The organism is Porphyromonas gingivicanis JCM 15907, from assembly GCF_000614585.1.
Classification (GTDB): domain Bacteria; phylum Bacteroidota; class Bacteroidia; order Bacteroidales; family Porphyromonadaceae; genus Porphyromonas; species Porphyromonas gingivicanis.
Map to the genome: position 1 here is coordinate 230,314 of NZ_BAKX01000001.1, position 22,084 is coordinate 252,397.

Annotated in this window: 13 protein-coding genes and 5 pseudogenes; all 18 read right to left on the minus strand. The window is 42.8% G+C overall.

The window, feature by feature from the left end:
- Nucleotides 1–3: 3 nt before the first annotated feature.
- A complete protein-coding gene (locus JCM15907_RS01035) occupies nucleotides 4–588 on the minus strand; it encodes an RNA polymerase sigma factor (RefSeq protein WP_025842364.1) in 585 nt (194 codons plus the stop codon).
- A complete protein-coding gene (locus tag JCM15907_RS01040; RefSeq protein WP_148297410.1) occupies nucleotides 585–1,592 on the minus strand; it encodes a hypothetical protein in 1,008 nt (335 codons plus the stop codon). Before JCM15907_RS01040 ends, JCM15907_RS01035 begins: the two co-directional genes overlap by 4 nt.
- A gap of 183 nt (nucleotides 1,593–1,775) precedes the next feature.
- Complete coding sequence (locus tag JCM15907_RS01045) at nucleotides 1,776–2,192, minus strand: acyl-CoA thioesterase (protein WP_025842366.1); 417 nt, start codon at nucleotides 2,190–2,192, stop codon at nucleotides 1,776–1,778.
- Between the two features lie 16 nt (nucleotides 2,193–2,208).
- Nucleotides 2,209–3,491: pseudogene (locus tag JCM15907_RS09970) on the minus strand (peptidase U32 family protein).
- A 341-nt stretch (nucleotides 3,492–3,832) separates the two neighbouring features.
- Nucleotides 3,833–4,402 (minus strand): guanylate kinase, encoded by a 570-nt coding sequence (gene gmk / locus JCM15907_RS01055; protein WP_025842367.1) that lies wholly within the window; start codon nucleotides 4,400–4,402, stop codon nucleotides 3,833–3,835.
- Nucleotides 4,403–4,424: 22 nt separating this feature from the next.
- On the minus strand, nucleotides 4,425–5,327 hold the full coding sequence (locus tag JCM15907_RS01060; RefSeq protein WP_025842368.1) for a YicC/YloC family endoribonuclease: 903 nt from the start codon (nucleotides 5,325–5,327) through the stop codon (nucleotides 4,425–4,427).
- Nucleotides 5,328–5,428: 101 nt separating this feature from the next.
- Nucleotides 5,429–8,768, minus strand: a pseudogene (secA, locus tag JCM15907_RS09975) (preprotein translocase subunit SecA).
- A 33-nt stretch (nucleotides 8,769–8,801) separates the two neighbouring features.
- A complete protein-coding gene (locus JCM15907_RS01070) occupies nucleotides 8,802–10,229 on the minus strand; it encodes an alkaline phosphatase family protein (protein WP_148297411.1) in 1,428 nt (475 codons plus the stop codon).
- Nucleotides 10,148–10,402: a hypothetical protein gene (locus JCM15907_RS01075; RefSeq protein WP_025842370.1), complete on the minus strand. Its 255-nt coding sequence runs from the start codon at nucleotides 10,400–10,402 to the stop codon at nucleotides 10,148–10,150. The genes JCM15907_RS01070 and JCM15907_RS01075 overlap by 82 nt, the downstream gene beginning before the upstream one ends.
- Nucleotides 10,395–11,696: a lipoprotein N-acyltransferase Lnb domain-containing protein gene (locus tag JCM15907_RS01080; RefSeq protein ID WP_025842371.1), complete on the minus strand. Its 1,302-nt coding sequence runs from the start codon at nucleotides 11,694–11,696 to the stop codon at nucleotides 10,395–10,397. Before JCM15907_RS01080 ends, JCM15907_RS01075 begins: the two co-directional genes overlap by 8 nt.
- A 22-nt stretch (nucleotides 11,697–11,718) precedes the next feature.
- Nucleotides 11,719–12,873 carry a molecular chaperone DnaJ gene (gene dnaJ / locus JCM15907_RS01085; RefSeq protein WP_025842372.1) on the minus strand — a complete coding sequence of 385 codons (1,155 nt, stop codon included), beginning with the start codon at nucleotides 12,871–12,873 and terminating at the stop codon, nucleotides 11,719–11,721.
- A gap of 3 nt (nucleotides 12,874–12,876) precedes the next feature.
- Nucleotides 12,877–13,464, minus strand: coding sequence for a nucleotide exchange factor GrpE (locus JCM15907_RS01090; RefSeq protein WP_025842373.1), 588 nt, complete (start codon nucleotides 13,462–13,464; stop codon nucleotides 12,877–12,879).
- 563 nt (nucleotides 13,465–14,027) lie between these two features.
- Nucleotides 14,028–15,517 (minus strand): annotated as a pseudogene (locus JCM15907_RS09980) (TrkH family potassium uptake protein).
- 16 nt (nucleotides 15,518–15,533) lie between these two features.
- Nucleotides 15,534–16,876 (minus strand): annotated as a pseudogene (gene trkA, locus JCM15907_RS09985) (Trk system potassium transporter TrkA).
- Nucleotides 16,877–16,878: 2 nt separating this feature from the next.
- Entirely contained in the window at nucleotides 16,879–18,777 is a 1,899-nt protein-coding gene (gene dxs / locus JCM15907_RS01105; protein ID WP_025842374.1) for a 1-deoxy-D-xylulose-5-phosphate synthase, read from the minus strand.
- 23 nt (nucleotides 18,778–18,800) lie between these two features.
- A pseudogene (gene hisS / locus JCM15907_RS09990) lies at nucleotides 18,801–20,166 on the minus strand (histidine--tRNA ligase).
- Entirely contained in the window at nucleotides 20,163–20,678 is a 516-nt protein-coding gene (locus tag JCM15907_RS01115; RefSeq protein ID WP_025842375.1) for a dihydrofolate reductase, read from the minus strand. The pseudogene hisS and the gene JCM15907_RS01115 overlap by 4 nt, the downstream one beginning before the upstream one ends.
- Nucleotides 20,679–20,693: 15 nt before the next feature.
- On the minus strand, nucleotides 20,694–21,488 hold the full coding sequence (locus JCM15907_RS01120) for a thymidylate synthase (protein ID WP_025842376.1): 795 nt from the start codon (nucleotides 21,486–21,488) through the stop codon (nucleotides 20,694–20,696).
- Nucleotides 21,489–22,084 lie beyond the last annotated feature (596 nt).

Below are 22,084 nucleotides of genomic sequence, written 5' to 3' on the forward strand. Positions count from 1 at the left end.
ATGTTATTTCGTTGAGGTGTGTTGTGTATGCCATTCTTTGATACTACGAGCAAGCATTTTTTTTGCTCTGGATAATTGAGAGGAGGAACTTTTTTCGTTAATACCTAAAAGTTCGGCAATCTCCCGATGAGATTTCTCTTCAAAAACGTAGAGATTGAATACTGTTCTGTAACCATCGGGGAGAGCTCGAATCATTTGGAGTAATACCTCTTCACTTATTGGTTGAATATCCTCTTCTTCGGGTATCGTATAGATATCCTCAATAGGATTGCCTTCGTGAAGACTATCCCTATTATCATCGATAGAGAAAGTTTGTATTCTATTGCTCTTACGTAGCCACATTAAACTTTCATTGATACATATACGAGTAAGCCAGGCCTTTAGAGAGCCCTCTTCTTGATAGGTGAAGAAATCAAACTTTTTGAATATGATTAGAAAGCAATCGTGTAGAAGGTCTTTAGAGCGCTCTACCTCTCCCAAGTAGCGTTGGATAGTAGTAAGTAAATAGGGAGCATACCGTTCATACAGAGTTTGAAAAGCGAGTTTACTCCCTTTCTTACAAGCTCTATACAACTCCCATTCGCTCATCTTTTGAAAAGTAGCCTAATCATAGGACCATTGTGAAAGAAAGAACTTTCAAATCTATGATTCTGCATTTCCGTCCATGCCTTATAGAAAGTGGTACCCGATGGATCTAAGAAGCTAACTAAATAAATAGAATAAGTTTCCCCCTTATATCTGAGTTGGAGTTCCTCTCCAACGAGTTTCTCATCGGTCGATATAGGACCGAATATCAGTACTGGTTTGAATTTTCCTAACTCTACTTCATCTAAAATTTGTAGGGTTGCTGCTCGGAAGGCAAGTGGCGGACGATCTTCTTCCCAAGTTTCTTTCAAAAGCGGGTAAGTCTCCCCTCTGAATGTCAAAGAACACTCTTTGTAAAAAGATTCTTCCAAGACCTCTCTTTTATCAACAATCGTTGTAGGAATATTTTGAGGCAGGATATAAAGAGTTACAGGTCTTGCCGTTTTTGATGCAAGCATCTTATTCCAAATAGGATTAGCTGTGGTTAAGGTTATGTTGAAAGGGGTGTTGGAAGAATTTTGGATATCATTTACCCAAACTTTAGTGTAAAATCTGCCATCTTCGGCAGTATGGGTAAATTTGATTTCATATTTTTCTCCTCCAGGAAGGTGTAGAGTAAAGGCTTCTAAGCGAGGATAATGGGGTTGAAACTCTCCGAATACAAGTCGGTACTCACCTTTTCTCGCCTCCACATAGAGAGCTTTGTAAAACTCTGGCATTGCTCTAAGCTCTCTTGCAGGTCTGTCTTGGCATTGATAAGTTTCGCCGTTGTAAGAGATTTTGATGCCTTGTAATAACTCGTACCCTTCTTGGGTTGTTGGGTTGATTAGTGATTGTCCCTTTGGAGATTTAATACTAATCTCAAAAGAAGTACTCCTATAATCCCAAATCCAACTTGGGTCGTTGGGTTCAGAGGGTCTTGACGAACAACCACTAATCACAATCACAAACAGAAGTAAGAACAAAGAATTAAAAAGTTTCATGTGTTGGTGTGTTGGGCTACTCATTGTATCTGCTTCCTAATTTTGTGCTGTTTATTAGGTAAATGCAGTAGTGGGTAAAATACTGCACGGGGTAAAGAAAAAAATCTTTACCCCTTTGCTCTTTTCTTTTTATTATTACTCGTAACTCGCTATTAGTATTATACTTACCTCTCCCATATGAGCAATAAAAGAAAGATGACAATCTTCTTATTCGTTATCTTGCTTCAAGGTTTTGAGTAATTCGTCGAAGTATTCTCCTCGGGTGATCACTCCATTTTTTACCATAACAGACTCCACACGCCCTATGGCTGCAGGTGAACCGTCGGGGAATAGAATGTATTGGTCAAAGATAAGTTTAACTCCCTCTTTGTGGCAGTTGAGAGCCGCAACGAATTTGTCCCCACTACGAAGAGGTTTTTTGTAGGTGATTTCTATTTTGCGTACGAAAGCATCCAACCCTTCTTCGTGCATTTTTCCGAAGTTGTCGCCCAAAGATTCTAAAAATTCGTGGCGTGTATGCTCCATATAGTGTTGATAATTCGCATTGTTTACCACACCTTGTAGGTCGCATTCGTAGTCTCTTACTTTGTCTTCTAAGGTGAATAAGTACTTCTTCTTCTCCATACAATCTCTGTTTATTTTAGAATGTTTCTTGAATATCTTTTCTTGTTTCGAACACGTAGACTTTGTCACCATTACGCACACGAGAGGGTACAGCAACGGAGACGCGCCATCCTTTTTCGCCCACCTCTACGGGGTTGAGGTCGTAACGTATTTCTTGTACTATGGTGCGCACTAATCCTGTTGTTGGTCCTGTTATAAGTAGTTCATCGCCCACTTTTATACTTCCCGCTTCTAACTCTAATTCTGCCACGCCCAACTTGCTGAAGTAGTTGGTTACCTTGGCTTTGTATACTTTCTGTTGGGTAGCGGCAGAGCCGTAGATAGGTGTCCACTCTCCCAAGCGTTTGCCCAAATAGTAGCCATCCCAGAAACCACGATTAAAGACTGTTGCTAAGCGTTCGTCCCACGTTTTGATGCGCTCTTCGTTGAAAGTCCCATCAAGTACCGCTTCGAGAGCCTCTCGATAGCAGCGCACCACGGTATCTACATACTCAGGACCTCGTGCGCGTCCTTCTATTTTGAAGACTCGTACTCCCGCATCGACCATTTTATTAAGGAAGTGAATTGTTTTCAAATCTTTGGGCGACATGATATTGGCGTTCTCGACCTCCAATTCGATGTTGCTCGTTGTGTCGAACACTTTGTAGGAGCGTCGGCATATCTGACTGCAAGAACCTCGATTGGCAGATTTGTTCAATTCATGCAGAGAGAGGTAGCATTTGCCCGATACCGCCATACAGAGAGCTCCGTGTACGAACATTTCGATGCGAATAGGAGAGCCTGCAGGACCTACGATGGGTTTCTCCTCAATGGCTCGATGTATGGCGTTGACTTGGTCCAAGTTGAGTTCTCGAGCGAGTACTACTACATCAGCAAACTGTGCGTAAAACTCCAAGGCTGCTGTGTTGGATATGTTGAGTTGCGTTGAGAGATGCACCTCTACACCCAAGGAGCGGGCATAGCTCATTGCTGCCACATCTGCTGCGATGATGGCAGATACTTTGGCTTCGGCAGCGGCTCTGATGAGCTGTTGCATGTACTCGATGTCGCCATCATAGATAATGGTATTGATGGTTAGATAGCTTTTTACGCCTCTTTCTCGGCATATTTCCGCTATTTGGAATAGGTCTTTTTCGGTGAAGTTGTAGGAAGATTTCGAGCGCATATTGAGCCCTTCTACCCCGAAATATATACTGTTAGCCCCTGCATTTATGCTGCCATGAGCGATTCGTACGAACCCGCAGGCGCCATTATCTCAAAGTCTTGAAGAGAGAGGTCTCTATTTCTTTTTATTTCCATACCGCAAAGGTAAGCTCTATTTACTAATCTTCTCTCGCTTTGTTGGTTATAGAATGTTACAGTAGCTTAGTATCTATAAAAAGAGAGCCGAGAAGGCTCTCTGATATTTTGTGTAATGGTTTCTTGCCGAAGGGATATACCTTTTGAAAGTTTGCACGGAGGGTTTCTAAAGTTTACACGGAGGGTTTTGAGCATTTGCACAGACCCTTTTGAACGTTCAGAATGCCATTCAAAAAAGCACCTAAGGTTTTTGGCAAAAGCTAAGGTGCTTCTCTCGAGAGCTTAGCTGCTTTTTAATGAATGGTTATATGTACCTATAGAGAGGAGCGGGGCGATGGGTTTTATTGTTCGGCAAGGAAGGCGCGGATGGCTCCTTTGACCTCCTCGACACATACATCGAGATGGTCATTCACGAAGGTGCGGTCAAACTTATCGGCAAAAGAGAGTTCATAGGCGGCACGCTCCAAACGACTGGCGATTAGTTCGGCTGTTTCGGTGCCCCGCTTCTCTAACCGCTCTTTCAAAGTCTCTATTGAGGGCGGTTGCAAGAAGATGGTGAGCACTTGTCCCTTATAAAGCTCTTTGACCTGTATGGCACCCTCTACATCAATGTCGAGCAGGAGGTTGCGCCCCAAGGCACCGACTCTGTTGAGTTCGCTCTTTAGCGTGCCGTAATATCTGCCTGGGTAGACCTCTACGTACTCGATGAAGAGACCTTGGGCAATGTTGTCGGTAAACTCTTGGTCGGAAAGAAAGTAGTACTCCACACCGTGCTTCTCTTGCCCCCTTGGAGCTCGGTTGGTGGCAGAGATGGAGAAGGAGAGATGCAGGCTATCGTCTTTCATAAGATGCTCTATGACGGTGCCTTTTCCCGTGCCCGAGGGGCCTGATATGATGATTATACGAGACATATAGTAAGCAAAGATTATTGGGTTAAAGCACGTTGAGTACCTGCTCTTTGATCTGTTCTAATTCATCTTTCATCTGTACCACCAACTTTTGCATATCGGCATTGTTGCTCTTAGAGCCGAGGGTGTTTATCTCTCGCCCTATTTCTTGAGCAATGAATCCGAGTTTCTTACCTACGCCTGTTTCGTTGCCTTCGTTCATAGTTTTTACAAAGTATTGTAGGTGGTTGGCAAGACGCGTTTTCTCTTCGTTGATGTCCAACTTCTCGATGTAGTAGATAATCTCCTGCTCAAGTCGGTTTTGGTCGATGGTTACGTTCTCTAATTTCGACAACTCTTCGGTTAATTTTTGACGGATGTTTTTGATACGCTCCTCTTCAAAGGGGGTGATTTGAGAGAGAAAATGAGAGATGTTATTGAGCTTTTCATTGAAAATCTGCTCTATCATGGCTCCTTCTTGGGTGCGGAATGCGTGTAGGCCTTCAATAGCTTTGAGCAGAGTGCTTTCTATTTGAACCCACTCAAACACTTCCTCAATTGAAGTAGCCTCTTGTGTGGGGGCGATAGAGCCTGGCAGAGAGAGCAGTCGATTTAGAATATCGTCGGGACAGGCTATTCCTAATTGATTGGCAATGTTCTTAACTTCTTCATAGTAGAGTGCTATGCGCTTATGGTCAAAAATGTTGTTCTCTGAAGCGAGAGCCATATCTCCACCTATCGGAGTAACAGTAATGGAAACTTCGGCTTTGCCTCGAACCAAGTGATTGGTAATTAACGTGCGCATGAGAGGTTCTACCTCCTTAAAAAGGGAAGGAAGACGGAGAGAGAGTTCGAGTTGCTTACTATTGAGTGTACGTATCGAAACGCTTACTTGATGCGATTGTATAATGGCTTCGCTTTTCCCGAAGCCTGTCATCGAGAGTAACATATACTATACTTTATATGAAAAGAATGTAGTGAAAAAAATAGCCCTCGTACTCCTTTGTAATTGTTGTGTGGGAGTACGAGGGAGTATTGTAGATTTAACCCTTAGAAGGCCTCTTTACCATGGCAATTCTTGTATTTTTTGCCACTCCCACAGGGGCAAGGGTCGTTGCGCCCTATCTTAGGATCTGCTCTAACAGGTTCTGGTTTTGACTCTTTTTGGTTTACAGAAGAGGCTACTTGACGTTGTACAGCTTGTTGCTCTTGTATATCGTCTTTCTGAGTTCTATAGCGACTCATATCTGTTTTTCGTTCGGGCATAGCTTGCTTCACTTCGACTCTCTTTTCCGAAGTGCCTTGATTTTCTTCTGGAGCTACGGGAATATGAGCACGCATTAGCACTGCTGCAGTCTTGCGATTCATATTGTCTACCATATTTTTGAATAGCTCAAAGCTCTCTAATTTATAGATAAGAAGAGGGTCTTTATTTTCATAACTGGCATTTTGAACCGAGTTGCGGAGCTCATCCATTTCACGAAGATGCTCTTTCCAAGCCTCGTCAATGGTGTAGAGGGTAATGCTTTTTTCAAATTCTTTCACGACGCTCTTTCCTTCGGTCGTGTCTGCTTCTGCAAGTTGCGTTACCACATTGTAGGTGCGACGACCATCTGTGATGGGTACTACAATACGTTCGAATTGTTCGCCATGCTGTTCGCGTACGTTGCGAATAACGGGATAAGCGATGTTGGCAATAGCTTCCGCTTTGCGTTTGAAGGTTTTGTAGACTTCGTCAAAGGTATCATCAATTAATGTTTGTAGTTTCTCCTTGCGGAAGGTTTCTCCATCCATAGGAGGCTCTACCGCCAAAGTGGAGATTAACTCATTCTTAAACTCTGCATAGTCTTCAATTTCCTTATTCTTACTTACGATAGAAGTTGTTACGTCGTACAGCGTGTTGAGTACATCCATTCCAATACGCTCGCCCATAAGAGCGTGTTTACGACGAGTATAAATAACTTCTCGTTGCGAATTCATCACATCATCGTACTCTAAGAGACGCTTGCGGATACCGAAATTATTCTCTTCAACTTTCTTTTGTGCCTTTTCTACCGAGTTGGAGAGCAGTTTATTTTCCAAAACTTCTCCTTCCTTAAAGCCCATACGATCCATCATAGCGGCAATACGATCGCTGGCAAAGAGGCGCATTAAGTGGTCTTCCAAAGAGATGAAGAAAACGGAAGAACCGGGGTCTCCCTGACGTCCCGAACGTCCTCTTAGCTGGCGGTCTACACGACGAGACTCATGACGTTCAGTACCAATAATGGCAAGTCCACCAGCCTCTTTAACTTCTGGCGTTAGCTTAATGTCGGTACCACGCCCCGCCATATTGGTAGCGATGGTTACAGTTCCTTTACGTCCTGCTTGGGCTACGATATCAGCTTCACGTTGGTGGAGTTTGGCGTTCAAAACGTTGTGCTCAATCTTACGCAAAGAGAGCATCCGACTCAAAAGTTCACTGATTTCAACAGAAGTTGTACCCACCAGAACGGGACGCCCTTGTGCCACCAAAGATTCGATTTCTTCGATTACGGCATTGTATTTTTCACGAGCTGTTTTGTAGATACGGTCGTTGAGGTCTTTGCGTTGGATAGGTTTATTTGTGGGGATAACTACCACGTCCAGTTTGTAGATGTCCCACAATTCGCCTGCTTCCGTCTCTGCTGTACCCGTCATTCCAGAGAGCTTATGGTACATACGGAAGTAGTTCTGTAAGGTAATGGTAGCAAACGTTTGGGTCGCCGCCTCTACCTTGACACGCTCTTTGGCTTCGATAGCTTGGTGCAATCCGTCCGAGTAGCGACGACCATCCATAATACGCCCCGTCTGCTCATCTACAATCATCACCTTGTTATCCATCACGACGTACTGATCATCTTTTTCAAAGAGAGTGAAGGCTTTCAATAGCTGATTGACAGTGTGTACTCGCTCACTTTTGATAGAGTAGTTGGTTACCATTTCGTCTCGCTTGGAAGTTCTTTCTTCGGCAGAGAGTCCCATAGCATCCAACTGAGCCAGCTCGCTTGCAATATCGGGCAATACAAAGAAAGAGGGGTCTCCCGTGCCTGTGTAAGCAGGTCGATACCTTTATCCGTTAGCTCTATACTGTGCATCTTTTCGTCAATAACGAAGTAGAGTGGGTCGGTGATTATATGCATCTGGCGCATATTCTCTTGCATATAAACCTCTTCAGTTTTAAGCATAGAAGCCTTTACTCCTGGTTCGCTGAGGAACTTGATCAGCGCCTTAGACTTAGGTAGTCCCTTGAATGTACGGAAGAGGATTACGTATCCTTCTTCCTGTTCCTTTTTATCTTCGCTTTTAATCTTTTGTTTTGCATCCAATAGGAGTTGTTGCAGAGCTTACGCTGAGCCTCTACTACCTTCTGTACATTGGGCAAATACTCTTCGAAGAGTTGGTCTTCTCCCTTGGGGGTAGGACCTGATATGATAAGAGGCGTACGAGCATCGTCAATAAGTACCGAGTCTACCTCATCGACAATAGCATAGTTATGCTTACGTTGTACGAGGTCGGAGGGCGACGTTGCCATGTTATCTCTCAAATAGTCAAAGCCGAATTCGTTATTCGTACCGAAGGTAATATCGGCATTGTAGGCATCTCTACGACCAATAGAGTTAGGTTTATGTTTGTCGATACAGTCTACCGTGAGACCGTGAAATTGGTACATGGGACCCATCCATTCGGAGTCACGTTTGGAGAGATAATCGTTTACGGTTACAACGTGTACACCATTGCCTGTAAGGGCATTGAGGAAAACGGGCAGAGTAGCCACGAGTGTTTTACCCTCTCCCGTTGCCATCTCGGCAATCTTTCCTTTGTGAAGCACAACACCTCCGATGAGTTGGACATCGTAGTGCACCATGTCCCAAGTAATCTCATTTCCTCCAGCTATCCAGTGATTTTGATAGATAGCTTTGTCATCCTCTATGCGTACAAAGTCTACCTTTGTCGCAAGGGTCTTATCCATTTCAGTAGCAGTTACTACAATCTCGCTATTCTCACGGAAGCGACGAGCCGTGTCCTTTATAATAGAGAAGGCTTCGGGTAGTATCTCATCCAATACCTCTTCGATTTTTTCGAGGATAACCTTCTCTAACTTGTCTACTTTGCCCCAAAGTTCCTCTCTCTGGTCCAAATCTAAACTCTCAATAGAGCTTTTCAAAGACTCTATTTCGGCTCTTTCCCCTTGAGTAGAGTCTTGTATCTTTTCTCTTAGTTTTTGAGTGCGAAGTCTTAATTCGTCATTAGACAATGCTTCGATAGAGGGATAAATCTCCTTAATCTTGGCGATGTAAGGCTGTACTTCCTTTAGATCTCGTTGAGATTTATTCCCAAACAATTTTGATAATATGTCGTTCAATCCCATATGACTGATTATTTATTTTAGATATTGCTTCTTTTATTTAGTCTCTCGGTGTCTCATTATTTGTAGCATCTCTTGTATAGGAGTTGCTACCGCATGAGTCGGAGGTCGTATGCGCAGTATATAAGAGAGGGTAGGTGCTACAGCTACCATGCGCACGGGGGAGAATATTTCTTGTCCTTTGCCTCCCAAACGAGTAGCTATGAGCCAAGCATTAGCTGGAGAGGTAGAGATAGAGTAGGGCGATAGTCGTTGCCCTCTTGAGTCTACAATCTCAGTTGCATAGTGCAATCCGATGAGTACATCAACGTTGGTCGAACGAGGCAATAGATGGTGTAAACGATGGGCAATCTCTTCGTCAATCTCTTCCTTAGTTACAAAAGTGGCATAGGTATAGTCGACCCCCTCAAACTCTTTTATGAAGAAAGCTACTTTGCGTTGCACCTCCTTTAGAGACAACCCTTTTTGCTCTATTAATGCTCGGTCTAAAAAGAGAGCATCGGAAGTACAGCGTTGTACCCACTCCGCCTTACCATAGAGGGCAGATAGGTAAAGATTGGTCAGAGCCAGGCAACGTTGAGAAGAGAAAGTATAAAGTTTTTTCTTAGGAGTATGGACCTCTGTACGCGGATATGTATTGGGTATGGTGGAGAGAATTACGTAGCATTGCTCCCTACCAAAAAGTTTTTCGAGAGAGCGAAGTAACTCTTCGATGGAGTGATTGGTGCGTACATAAGTATCAATACCTTCAGGCGAGTAGGGTGAGAAGGAAGAGTGTCCTCTGAAAGCATTGAGGTCATAGACTACGTTTACAATTGAGGGATAACCTTCTTTCTGATGTGATAAGTCGTGTAGAACTTTTTGAGTAAATCGGGTTATCTCTTCATTGACCAGTGGAGTCTTTTTGAAAGATTTGTAAAGATCTCTACCCGTAAAAGTGTAATTAAAGGAGTGCTCCTTGAGATCTCTTGAATAAGGCAGATAAAATCGAGTAGGAGCTTGTCCAGACCACTTCAATGCGTGGATACGTTCACGAAGAGACTCCTTGCCCGTATTGATTTGGGCGAAACTTTTTGGAAAATAAGTGTACCATGAAGAGGAGGCCCACAAGCCCTTTAGGTCGTCTATCCAGAAAGCCCCCGAAGCTCCAGTACCCGAAGAAATAAGGGCTTCTTGGGCATTTGCAGCGATTGTATACACTGCACTTTTGTTGTTGCTGAGCTCTAAAAGAACATTGCCTACTGTTTCGTAGGGCAAAAGTTCGGGCGACAATCTTTCGGAGGTATTTACCCCTCGTTGGTTTTTGCTGGAGAGAAGGGCCTTGCAGTCTGTTCCTAAGCCGATTTGGTGCTGAGACGGATAAGCTCCCGTCATAAGTGTCGCTAAGGCTTGGGTTGGATGGGTGATGGGAAACTCATAGTCTGCATTGCGAAAGAGAGTGCCCTCTTTGATAAGTCTATTGATGCCTTGCTCTCCGAAGTAGGTTGATAGCTCTCAAGTATATCAGTGTCGACTCCTGTTAAGTGGATATATAGCAGAAGTTTGGGTACCTCTTGAGCTTTTATCGGATGTGAAGAAAGTGCCGATAAAACGATGAGCGAGGAGAGTAACTGTGTAAGTCTATTCTTCTTATTCATGGCTCTTTACTTTGCGCTTACACAGTATGATATTAATGGATAGTAGTAGGGAAGTGAGTGCCACCACAATGAGTGCAGGATGAGAGGTTTGCAGCCCCACGATGCCTACAAGGATAAGGTAAAGAACTTGTCCTAATATATTGAACCATAGGATATAATCTGTAATTCTTTTTTGAGAAAAGAACAGCACAAAAGGCATTCCTATGAGAAGTTGTAAGGGATGTAACGACAGGAGATTCCAATTAGGAGATACTAATGGATGAAGGGATATGAAAGTGAGGAAGAATAGAATACAGCCAGTTACACCCTGTGCTAAAAAGAGCAGTGCCAATAGGTAGCGACTACTATGCCAATAAAGCTTTTGCTTCTTACGTATAAGGAGGAGGAAAAGAAGCATAATAACTGCCACAGCTGTAAACACAAAAGAGGGCGTCAGTACCATAGGTGTTGGCTCTAATGGATCGGGAGCTTGTAGATAACCTCCAAAGAGCGATTCGCCTTGGGGGTAGAAATTCTCTCCGCGTACTAAGGGCCTTTCCTTGCCGTCGGGCGATACAATTTGTGCACTGCGTAGCATTTCCATTAGGTAAAGAGGAAGAAATGCTTGCTCTTCTACCCCTATCTTTTGATCGGCTTGGCTCCCTAAAGTGAGGTCTGTACCCAATTTATACCAACCTCTCTTGCTATTGCATAAGTCCAACATCTCTCGTCGAGTGAGGGCGTTAGAGCATTCCTTTACCTTTAGATGTCCATCGATCACTTTTTTTAGTACTTCGAATGGACGAGTAGAGCAGTTGTCAAAAATGAAATTGTATCTATAATAGGCATTCTCGGGTTGGATGTTATGCTCCAAGAAGTCTTTCATCTTTTGTGCTTCATCTGCACTTAGATTGAGCTTTAGCTCGTACATACTCGCCTCAGAAAGATAGCTTTCTATGTAACTCATAGCATCAATTCTGTCGAGGCGATAATCGTCCATTTTACCCGTTACAAAGTTTAGGATAAAGTTGGGGGCATCAAAATCGAATACTCCATAGTTGTACACATAATCCTCTTTGCCAGCAAGCGTAACACGCACTCCAATATGCCCGTAAATCGAATACACCTCTCCTTCTATGGGAGTGTTGAACAAGAAACTAATATCTGGAGTTTCAGATACTTTAGGAATATCTGAATAAGCCTCTTTAAGTAGTTCTTGGGCACTGCCTTTGATAGAAAAAAGCAAAGAAAGAAACACTCCAATCCATAAAAAGTGGAGGGTCTCTTTCTTTGACAATAGTGTATTGATTTTCATCTATTATAAAGTAACAGAAAAACTATCTTGATAGCATCTCTCTGTATTTTCTATCAATCGTTTGACGATCTTCTTCTTTGGGGATAAACCCAGTTTTATCACTCATTTTGGAGACAAGGTCAAGTTCTTCTTTGGAGAGGTTTGTCGGGATGAAGACATTTACGTTAATGAGTAAGTCTCCATTGCCAAATCCTCGCACATTGGGTAGTCCCTTGTCTTTGAGGCGAAGTATTTTCCCTGGTTGTGTACCCGGTTCGATGGTTACTCGGGCTACTCCCTCGACGGTAGGTATCTCTACCTTACCTCCTTCGATAGCTGTTTTTATCGGGATGAGTAGGTTATAAATCAAATCATTTCCGTTACGGATGAGGTTAGGGTCTTCCACCTCGGTGAATTGGACATACAGATCTCCATTTTCCCCTCCGAAGGGAGCGGCATTTCCTTTGCCTCTTAGAGGGAGTTGTACGCCCTCGCTTACGCCAGCAGGGATGTTAAAGGATACAACCTCTTCGCCTCGCTCTATGCCTTTGCCGTGACATTGGTCGCAAGGTTTAGAGATGACACTACCTGTACCATTACAATTATGGCAAGTGGTTTGTGATCTCATTTGACCGAAAGGTGTACGCATAAGCTGAGTCACAACCCCACTACCGTGGCACACAGAGCAAGTAGACTTGCCATCCGAGGCTGTCGTTCCTTCACCATGGCACTTGGAGCAGTGTACCATCTTCTTAACTTTGATTTTCTTCTCTGTGCCCTTGGCTATTTCTTTGAGAGTAAGTTTAATATTAACTCTCATATCGGCTCCGCGAGGTGTAGTATCTTCCGTACCAAAGCCTCCGAACCCGCCAAAACCACCAAAGCCAGAGCCTCCAAATATGTCTCCAAAACGGCTGAATATGTCTTCCATACTCATGCCTCCAGCAGCATATCCTCCGCTACCCATATTGTCTACTCCAGCGTGTCCAAAGCGATCATAGCGAGCACGCTTGTCAGTATCGCTTAGTACATCATAGGCTTCGGCTACCTCCTTAAACTTTTCTTCAGCTTCTTTATCGCCCGGATTTTTGTCTGGGTGATATTTGATGGCCATTTTACGATAGGCCTTTTTTAATTCGTCTTCGGAAGCTCCTTTAGAAACTCCCAGTATTTCGTAGTAATCTCTCTTTGTTGCCATATATTATTCGCCCACCACGACGTCGGCAAAGCGCAATACCTTGCCGTTGAGTGTATAACCTGTTTTTACACAATCGATAACTTGTCCTTTCTGCTCTGGAGTGGGAGCTGGAATCATAGCTATAGCTTGTTGCTCTTCTTCATTGAATGGCGCTCCTATAGCCTCGATAGGTTTTACTCCGTGTCTTTGAAGGTAGTCTATAAACTTATTATAGATGAGTTCTACACCTTCTCGTAAAGAGTCTACATCACTTGCTGATTGGATGTTTTTAAGAGCAAGTTCCATATCATCAATTACAGGAAGAAGGTCTCCCAATGCTCTTTCTCCTCCATTGAGCAGGAGATCTGCTTTTTCTTTCATCGTACGCTTACGATAGTTGTCATACTCGGCAACCAAGCGGAGGTGCTTATCTTGTAGAATGGCTAATTCCTGTTCTGGAGTATTTTGGGCAATAGGTTCTTGGGTCTTAGAAGATTCGTTGGCAGAAGATTCCTTGCTCTCTTGAGCATTCATCGTAGTGTTTTCTTGCTCTACTTTAGCTTCCTCCTTGGAAGAACTCTCTTTGCTGTTGTTGTTTTTATTCGTTTTCATCGAATCTTGATATTGTTATATCTCTTTCTGTTTCCAATGGTTTGGGAAAAACCCTACATTGCTATGTACAAAAAACGTACCAGTTTAATGGGTGATTGCATAATAACACAGAGGCTACTGCACAGCAGAATTCATACAGAGTCTTTTGTCTCCCTGTAGTCTTCCCTCTCTTGTAAATCCAACATCTTTTATATTTTGATGTTACAAAAGGCTATACAAGAGGTCTTTTACACTTATTGGAGAACTTGCACAGTAGTCTCAAAATCTTCACAAAGATAGCCAAAATGGCTAAGTAGTTGTATAGATAACTAAGTGATTAGTATAGGAAACGTTAGGAAGCCGAGTCGAGACTCTGGAACAATACTACACCCATTGCGTTTTTGGCGACATTCAGATTGCGTTACCAACCATTATACGTTAATGCAAAAAGGTATAATGGTTTTACCCGAAAGGTTTAATGCTTTGAGATAAAACCATTATAGATTACTGGAAGTAAGTAACAAGTATCGAAAAAAATGAACGATTGTAGCTTGCAGAAACTTTTTTGTACGAGAATGAAAAGTTTATCGTTTCCAGAAAACAGGGTGCAGAAGACTTATTACAGTGAATACCTCCAATCTACCAGCCAGCATAATGACACTTAAGATACCCTTTTCAAAACCCGTTGCTTCGGCAAAATGAAGAGAGTATTTTCCAAAAGATGGACCTACGTTACTGATACAGGTAAATGTGGCAGAAGCGGCAGTAATGAAAGTATTGTCCGTTAGAGTAAGTGCTATAATACCCACTAAGATAACGACTAAGTAAAGAGAGATGAATGCCATAACTTGGACTACAAGGTCGCTCCCCAGGGCATGGCCATTGATACGCACAAGGGCTACCATATTTGGGTGTACTCTTTTCTTGAATTCATTATTTAAGTTTTTAACCAATACCATAAAGCGACTCATCTTAAGCCCCCCTGTGGTAGAGCCTGCACATCCACAGACAGCCATCATCATAATACCCAAGCAGAAGAAGAAAGGATGCCACTCGTTCATGTCGGCAGTGATGTATCCCGTACTGCTGGTTAAAGATACAACTTGGAAAATAGCATGGCGAAAATTACTCTCAACGGTATCATAGATACCCTGGCTATAAATCCATACTGAGGTTACAACCACAAAAACGGATACAAAGATTGCAAACCACTTGAATTCCTCATCTTTGAAAAGCTTCGTGGGCTTACCCGAAAAAGCGAAGTAAATAAGTGGCATATTAAGACTTCCGACAAACATAAAAAAGGTGATAACGTACTCTATGTAGGGAGAGTTGTAGGCTAATATCCCTTCATTACGAGTGGAATAACCGCCCGTAGAGACGCAAGTCAAGGAGTGACAGAGGGCTTCGAAGAAATTCATCTTGCCCAAGAGAAGAAGGATTGTAAGAGAAAAAGTTAGAATGATATAAACGAGGAATAGACGCTTGGCGACCTGTCCGATACGAGGGAGAAACCTTTCATGTTTAATGCCTGTGGTTTCTGCATTGTAAAGCAAACCACCACCTTTTCCCATTATAGGTAATAGAGCCAAACTAAATACTACAATACCAATCCCTCCCTGCCATTGAATGAGCTACGCCATAGTAAAATACCGTGAGGGAGTTGCTCGACGGAAGAGAATATCGTTGCTCCCGTTGTCGTATAGCCCGATACCGTCTCGAAGAAAGCATCGATAACGCTTTCTGTGTATCCTCCAAAGATAAAGGGCAGCATACCAATTACAGAGAGAGTTACCCATGTTGCCGTAACGGCAAGCATCCCTTCTCTCAGATTACCTCCCAATTTAGAACGTTGCTCTCGTCCATAATAAAGAAGACCTAAGCCACAGCAGAGCATAATGGCAGTTGTGTAGGCAAAGGGAAGTGTATCGCTCTCTTGGTAGAATAGGGAGAGAATGCAACAAATTAAAAGGAAAAATGTCTCTAATAGACACATATTCCCCACTACAAGAGCCACGAAAGGGAAGTTAATTAGAGGGCGTCTGTGAATATGTTGTAGGTGACTCAAAGACATATCTAAGGAGCTTTTTTTACTCTTCAAAAAGAGCTTTAATACGACTCATCGGGATGTTGTTACAGAAAACAACAACTAAATCGTAGGGTTCTATTACTGTATTTCCATCAATCATTTTGGGGACACCATTTCTCACCATACCCCCAAGGGTTATACCTTTCGGTAAATTGAGGTCTTTTACAGCTTTTCCTATGATGGGAGAGCACTTCGGGCAACAATTTCTGCCACATCGGCATTTGCTATTGTAAGGCATTTGAGAGTACTGGTATCCTTGCCCAACAACGCACGATAGATGTGTCCTGCTGCAATGAGCTTTTTGTTGATAATAGTACCGATATCCAAACGTTCGGCAAGAGGAATGTAATCTATATTTTCCTCCTTAGCAATGGTCTTGAAGACATTGTATCGCTTGGCAGCCAAGCAGGCTAAAACATTAGTTTCCGAGTTTTCCGTGAGAGCCACAAATACTTGAGCATTGTCCAACCCTGCCTCTACTAAAAGCGATGGGTCTCTACCATCTCCATGGAATATCTTTACATTTGAAGGCAGGTGGTCGCTTATTTCTGAAATACGTTTCTTCTCTCGTTCTATTATGGTAAACTTAATTTGTGGGGAGGATTTCTCCACAGTGCGCATAGCGATACTACTAGCTCCCATAATGACTACATTTTTGACCTCGACGTTCTCTTTGCCAGCTAACTGACGTATTTCATCAACATCGTTCCCCAAGGCTGTGAAAAATACGATATCACCGTGTTCAATGATGGTTTGTCCTGAGGGAATTAGCGTTTCCTCTCCTCTTTTTATGGCTACGATATGGAATCGTTTGTCTGTTTTCTGTGGTAATTCGACCAACTTTTTCCCTAAAATCGGTGCTCCATGACGTACCTTGACACCTACAAGAACAATGTTGCCATTGAAAAGCTCAATGTAAAGTCTTGCCCAAGGATTGTTAAGCGTCGTATTTATCTCTTCAGCAGCCAGCTCTTCAGGGTAAATGAGTGATTTTACTCCAAGAGTTTCCAAAAATCGAGCATACTCATTGCTGAAATAACGATGATTGTTAATGCGAGCAATGGTCTCTTTAGCGCCCAAAGAGGAGGCTAAAGAGCAGGCAAATATATTGGCGAGTTCGTCAGGCATAACGCTGATAAACAGGTCTGTTTCTGCGATTGATATAGACTTTAGATGTTGGGCATCTAATGGGTCTCCGGGTACGGTAAGTAGTTCGGCATGTGCAAATCGCTCCAGAAGTTTAGCATCTGGGTCGATAAGCGTTATGTCTTGCATATCTTCTCGGGAAAGTTTGAGGGCAAGATGAGTACCCACTTCCCCAGCTCCAGCGATGACAATCTTCATATTTATTCAATCATTTGAGCAAAGACCTTATAAATACTCTCTGCGTCCATCTGACAATATTTGTATTGCTCTTCAGGGGTTCCGTGAGGAATGAATTGATCGGGGATGCCAATGCGTTTGGTTCTGATAGCAAAAGCCTCTTCAGACATAAATTCTAATACTGCAGACCCCAATCCTCCATGAATACAACCATCCTCAACTGTGATGATGGCATCGTATTCTTTGCCAATACTTCTTAGTAGTTCAGTATCCAAAGGTTTGAGGAATACCATGTCGTAATGCGATGGAGTGGGTTTACCTTCCTCTTTCAAACGTTTGATTACAGCCTCGACTTCTTTAGCAATAGGACCAATACTGAGGATAGCAACTTTAGAGCCTTTGTGTAACAACTCTCCTTTACCAATGGGGAGCAGTTCGGGAGTATTTTGCCAGTCAGACAAAACCCCTTTACCTCTTGGGTAGCGAATGGTCATAGGTCCTTCTTGTCCTTTATAGGCTGTTAGCATAAGGTTGCGTAGTTGATGCTCATTACGAGGAGAGGCTACAATCATATTAGGGATACTACTTAGGTAAGCTAAGTCATACGCTCCCTGATGGGTAGCTCCATCTTCGCCCACCAAACCTGCACGGTCAAAGCAGAAGACTACATGGTAGCGAGGTAGGCACACGTCATGGATAATCTGATCATAAGCCCTTTGAGCAAAAGAGGAGTAGATGTTACAAAAAGGGATTAAACCCTCTCTCGCTAAACCTGCTGCAAAGGTAACAGCGTGCCCCTCTGCGATGCCTACATCGAAGCTACGTGTGGGGTGTGATGCCATCATATAAGTCATAGAACAGCCTGAAGGCATGGCGGGTGTGATTCCAACTATGCGTTCATCTTGATCGGCAAACTCTACCAAAGTCTTCCCGAAAACGTCTTGATACTTAGGAGGGTCGTTTTCTTTTCTTTTATCTAAGCGTTCACCTGTAACGATGTTGAAACGCCCTGGAGCATGCCAAACGGTTGGATCCTTTTCTGCCCAAGGATAGCCTTTACCTTTGGTAGTCCGTATATGAAGTAGTTTAGGTCCTCGTAAATTCTTTATCTTTTGGAGTATTTCGATGAGTCGAGGTAGATTATTACCATCAATAGGTCCGAAATAACGAAGACTAAGTCCGTCAAAAAAGTTACTCTGATTGTTTGAAACGAAGCTCTTAATACTATTGTTTATCCTTACTATGTTGCGCTTATTCGCTTCGTCTATGAGATGGAATTTCTTTAAACCCTTATAGACATTGTAGCGCACAGAGTTGTATGAAGGGCTTGTTGAGAGGTCTACAAAGTATTTGTTCAATCCACCTACGTTAGCATCAATAGACATATTATTGTCATTGAGTATTATAAGCAGATTATTGGGAAAGGAGGAGGCATTGTTTAACCCTTCAAATGCCAAACCTCCTGTCATAGAGCCATCTCCGATAACAGCCACCACATGACGAGGTTCTTTGTTAAGATGTGCAGCCACTGATATTCCCAAAGCAGCCGATATAGAGTTGGAGGCATGCCCTGCGGGGAAAGTGTCGTACTCGCTTTCGTCTGGAGAGGGAAACCCTGCCAATCCTCCCCATCGTCTTAAAGTATCGAAGCTATCTCTTCTGCCTGTCAGTATTTTGTGTGCATAGGCTTGGTGTCCTACGTCCCACACTATACGGTCATAGGGAGTACAAAAAACGTAATGAAGAGCCACAGAAAGTTCCACAGCCCCTAAGCTGGAGCCCAAATGTCCAGGATTTTGCGAGAGTATGTCTAGCTCGTAAGAGCGTAACTCTCGGCATACTTCGACTAATTGATCGGCAGAAAGAGCACGAAGATCACTTGGCTCATTGATACTATTTAGTAAAGGATAGGGTGTGGCCATTACGATTTCTACAGTAAATGTTACTAAAAGAAATTAGATAAAGCGGGCAAAAAGTTCTTCTTGAGAAGGAGAGATTGCTCACCTGTAAGCATATTTTTTAGAGTATAAGTTCCGCTTTTAATCTCTTCACTACCAGCCAAAACGACATAGGGTATTGAAAGATTGTCTGCATACGTCATTTGCTTTTTTATCTTAGCGTTGTCGGGGTAGAGTTCTACCGCAATGTTGTTTTTGCGCATTTGACGGATGAGAGGTTGTAGGAGAGATACCTCTTCCTCTCCAAAATTGATAAAGAGTATCTGGGTAGAAGAGGCAGTTTCTTCGGGAAAACGCTCTAATTGTTGTAGTACATCGTATATTCTGTCTGCTCCGAAAGAGATACCTACACCTGATGTGCCTTGTAACCCAAAAATGCCTGTCAAGTTGTCGTAACGTCCACCTCCGGTGATACTCCCTATCTCTACCTCTTTGGCTTTGACTTCCATAATGGCGCCTGTATAGTAGCTAATCCTCTCGCCAAAGAGGGGTCAAAGAGTATTTCACAGGAAAGTTGTTTAGTGTCGATATGACTCAATATGAAGCGCAATTCCTCTAATCCTTTCTTACCTACATCAGATGTCTCCAGAAGAGAGGCAAGGCTCGTGAGACGTTCTTCATTGCTACCCTCTAAGAGAATGAAAGGCTTAATTCGTTCAATAGAAGCCTCAGAAATACCTTTTTCTTCTAACTCTTTAAGGACACCATCCATACCGATTTTGTCGAATTTATCCATCGCTACGGTCAAGTCGGTAAGTTGATCTGAAACCCCCACTACTTCAGCGATACCTGCCAGGATTTTTCTATTGTTAATGTGGAGAGAGCAAGCTATGTTGAGGCGTTCAAAAACCTCATTGATGATCTCTATTAACTCTACCTCACAGAGCAAGGAATCTGTCCCAACTACGTCTGCATCGCACTGATAGAACTCTCTATATCGTCCCTTTTGAGGTCTGTCGGCTCGCCATACAGGTTGTATCTGAAACCTTTTGAATGGAAAGGTTATGTCGTTACGGTGTTGCACTACATAGCGAGCAAAGGGAACTGTTAGGTCATAACGCAGTCCTTTTTCGCACAACTTACTGGCAATGCGAGGTAAATTCTTCTCTTCAATATCTTGGTGAGAGATGTTAGATAGGAAATCTCCTGAGTCGAGTATCTTAAACAGGAGTCTATCTCCCTCCTCTCCATATTTACCCATAAGGTACTGAGAAGTTCCATGGATGGAGTTTCTATCTGCCTATACCCGTGTAGGCGGTAAACAGAGCGGATAGTGTCGAATATATAGTTGCGGCGTTGCATTTCTACAGCGCCAAAGTCTCGAGTTCCTTTAGGAATAGAAGGCTTGCTCATCGTTTATTTGTATTAAAAAAGTAGGGTATTCTATCGTAAATAGTCAATGTCGTGGCATAAATATTCTTTTCGTCTGCTTCAAAATGCTGACTTCTTATAGGACGCCACTCCGTAAAGTTGACGTCAGGAAAAAAGGTATCTGCCTCTCCGAAAGATGCCGACACGCGAGTGAAATAAAGTCTATCTGCAAAAGGTAGGGTAGCACGATAAAGTTGAGCACCTCCTATAACAAAAACCTCCTTTTCTTGAGCTACAGCTTCAAGAGCTTTTTCGACAGAAGGAAAGCACTCTGCCCCTGAAACCTCTTTGAGAGTAGTCGATATGATGATATTGCGCCGATTGGGCAAGGCTCCCTTGGGTAGGGAGTAAAATGTATTACGCCCCATAATCACCGTATGCCCCATGGTAGTCTCCTTAAAACGCTTCAAATCTGCTGGAAGATGCCAGAGTAAATCATTATTCTTGCCAATAGCATTATCGGCTGCAACGGCAACTATTATGGATAGTTTCATAAGGAAAAGAGTTTTTTATACAGAAACTTCTGCTTTAATATGTGGATGAGGATTATAATCCTCTAATTGAAAGTCTTCGTATTCAAAAGCGAAGAGGTCTTTTACTTTTTTGTTGAGTTGCATATGGGGAAGGGTTCTTGCTTCTCGGGTAAGTTGTAAACGAGCTTGCTCCAAATGGTTTTTATACAGGTGAGCATCTCCCAATGTGTGTATGAAATCTCCTGCTTTAAGTCCTGTTGCTTGGGCTACCATCTGTAATAATAGAGCGTAAGAAGCAATGTTAAATGGAACTCCTAAGAATACATCGGCAGAACGCTGATAAAGTTGGAGACTCAGGCAATCGTTAGCTACGTAGAATTGCATCAAACAGTGACAAGGGGGTAGTTTCATATTGTCTACTTGAGCCACATTCCAAGCACTTACCATTAAGCGGCGACTCGTTGGGTTTTCGATGATGTCTCGAACCACATTCTTTATTTGGTCAATATGCCCTCCATTATAGTCGGGCCACGAACGCCATTGAGCTCCATACACAGGTCCTAAATCTCCGTTTTCATCTGCCCACTCGTCCCAAATAGAGACACCATTATCTTGCAGATATTTTATATTCGTAGAACCCTTTAAGAACCAAAGCAATTCATAAATTATGCTGCGTAAATGTAGTTTTTTGGTTGTTAGTAAGGGAAACCCTTCTTCTAAATTAAAGCGCATTTGATGCCCGAAAACGCTGAGCGTGCCTGTTCCCGTGCGGTCAGAACGCTCTACCCCCTCGTCTAATATACGTTGTAAAAGGTCTAAGTACTGTTTCATTACGACTACCGACTTTGTCAGGACTATTTGTACACCAACTGTGCAACTGCTTGTACAAAGGTAATACTAAATACCAACAAAAAGATATATCAAACAGCTCCATTCTTACGATTGGAAAATAGATTTTTATCGCATGATGGACGCAAAAAAGTATAATGCTTTTGTGGGAAAGGGTTACACCTTTTGAGTCTAACCATTATAGATTTCAAGCCAAAGGATTAATCCTTTTGAAAAATGCTTATACTCCCTTAGTGGGGTGTTCTGCGAAAGGATGGAAAATTAGTCTCAGTTAAGCGAGGTAGCTACATCTGAGAAACTCGATTTTTTGAGGAGAAGCTAATTTTTCTACATTTTGAATCAAAGCCCTATATCTTGAGTTAGAAAGATGCGTAACACGTAAGTCAAAGTATAGCATGGAGCTTGTCTTTTTTTATCTATCTTATTGGAAAAGAGAGGAAAATAAAAGAGATAGTTTTTCTAAGAGTGAAGAATAGGTTGTTAAAGAAAGGTCTTTTCTACTGTGTCGATTAGACTTTCTCCACATGGGGACAGGGCGAATTTTTCGAGAGCCTTTGAGATTTGATGGTAGAGGATAC